We start from the raw sequence: 1,633 nt of genomic DNA, 5'->3' as shown, positions 1-1,633 counted from the left end.
CAACGGCGCCTGCTACAAAGCGACCGACTTCGCGAAAGTCCTGCTCGGAGCGGGGCATCAGCGCATCACCCCCTACACGCCACGGCACAACGGCAAGGTCGAGCGCTATCACCGGATTCTGGCCGAGGAATTCCTCTACGTCCGAGAATGGACCAGCGAAAACCAACGCACCGACGCGCTCAGCGTCTGGAACATCCACTACAACTACCGACTTATCGTCGAGCCAGCACCGAGTCGCGGGAGTAGCTACCCGTCGATATGGTGTCAGGAAGTGGACGTCGGCTGACTCGACAACTATCTGTCACCCGCCCGTCGGGTTGACTCATCGATGGTCCGGTCGCCGCGTCCACTTCCGTCTGCGGCCTGACTCGACAGAGGGATGACCAGCACACAGCATCTGCAGTTCTGGAAGTCGGCTTGTCGGCCGCGGCCCCAATCCACCGGCTCTGGCTCCAGGGAGACCTGCTCGCATGATCATCCTCGGTGTCGACCCGCACAAGGCGTCCCACACCGCCGCTGCCGTCGACACTCCAGCAACCACGACGATCGACACCCTCACCATCGCCTCGTCCGCGACCGAATACCGTCGGCTGCTGGATTGGGCACGGCGGTGGCCGGAGCGCTACTGGGCCATCGAAAACGCCGAGGGCCTTGGTCATCACCTGGCGCAGTGGCTGATCAGTCGGGGTGAGACCGTGGTCGACATTCCCCCGACCGCCACCGCGAAGATCCGCACACTTTCCCGCGGAGGCCGCCGCAAGAACGATCCGATCGATGCCGCCGCAGCGGCCTGCGTGGCAGCGATCCGCGGGGAGAGCCGACCGGTCGCCATCGAGGACCACACCGACGCCCTCGCGCTCCTGGACGAGCGGCGGCACACCCTCAGCCGGCATCGCACCAGGCTGCTCAACCAGCTGCATGCTCTCTTGCGGGAACTGATCCCGGGCGGCGTGAAACGCGCGCTGACAGCCACCGCCGCCGAGAAAGCCCTGCACACTCTCAACCCTGCCACTGCAACCGACCAGGTCCGCGCCCAACTCGTCGAAGAACTCATCGCCGACGTCCGACGCTGCGACCGCCAGCTCGCCGACAACAGCGCCACGATGAAGCAGGTACTCGACGAGCACGCCACATCGCTCACCGACATCGTCGGGGTCGGCCCCGTCCTCGCCGCCCGGGTCCTTGCCGGCACCCGTGATCCGCGGCGGTTTCCCACCGCCGCGGCCTACGCGAACTACACCGGTACCGCACCGGTCCAAGTCGCCAGCGGCGACTACAACCGACATCGGCTCTCTCGCTATGGAAATCGAGATCTCAACTCTGCGCTCCACTCCATCGCCGTCGTTCAGATCCGGACCCGCACAAGTTCCGGCCGACGCTATTACGACCGCAAGATCGCCGAGGGAAAGACCTCACGCGAAGCCATCCGCTGCCTTAAACGCCACCTGGCCACCGTCCTCTGGAAGAGGATGATGAACGATGCCCGGTCGCGCGACGTCACGCCCACTACACAGTATTCGGACGCGGCTTGACAATACAGAGGGACCATCGACCACATTCCGCCGCCGGAAACCGGCCTCCAGCCAGCCGCCTCCACACTGGCGTCAACAACGTCACGGCCTCATACACCTAG

The 1,633-nt window shown here is 65.0% G+C and carries 2 protein-coding genes; both read left to right on the top strand.

Annotated features, from left to right (window positions below; translation table 11 throughout):
- A partial coding sequence (locus tag ABZW96_RS37570) for an integrase core domain-containing protein (RefSeq protein WP_355081642.1) occupies nucleotides 1–286 on the top strand: 286 nt, incomplete at its 5' end.
- Between the two features lie 184 nt (nucleotides 287–470).
- Complete coding sequence (locus ABZW96_RS37565) at nucleotides 471–1,532, top strand: IS110 family transposase (RefSeq protein WP_274753107.1); 1,062 nt, start codon at nucleotides 471–473, stop codon at nucleotides 1,530–1,532.
- The last annotated feature ends 101 nt before the right edge of the window (nucleotides 1,533–1,633 follow it).

Origin of the sequence: Nocardia sp. NPDC004168, from assembly GCF_040610355.1 — a bacterium.
Lineage (GTDB): Bacteria > Actinomycetota > Actinomycetes > Mycobacteriales > Mycobacteriaceae > Nocardia > Nocardia sichangensis.
Note: the sequence above shows the minus strand (reverse complement) of the source record. Positions and strands in the feature narration are given on the sequence as shown.

Bases quoted from the DNA above. Each gene is read 5' to 3' on its own strand.
- ABZW96_RS37565 (WP_274753107.1), top strand. From the start codon at position 471: ATGATCATCCTCGGTGTCGACCCGCACAAGGCGTCCCACACCGCCGCT.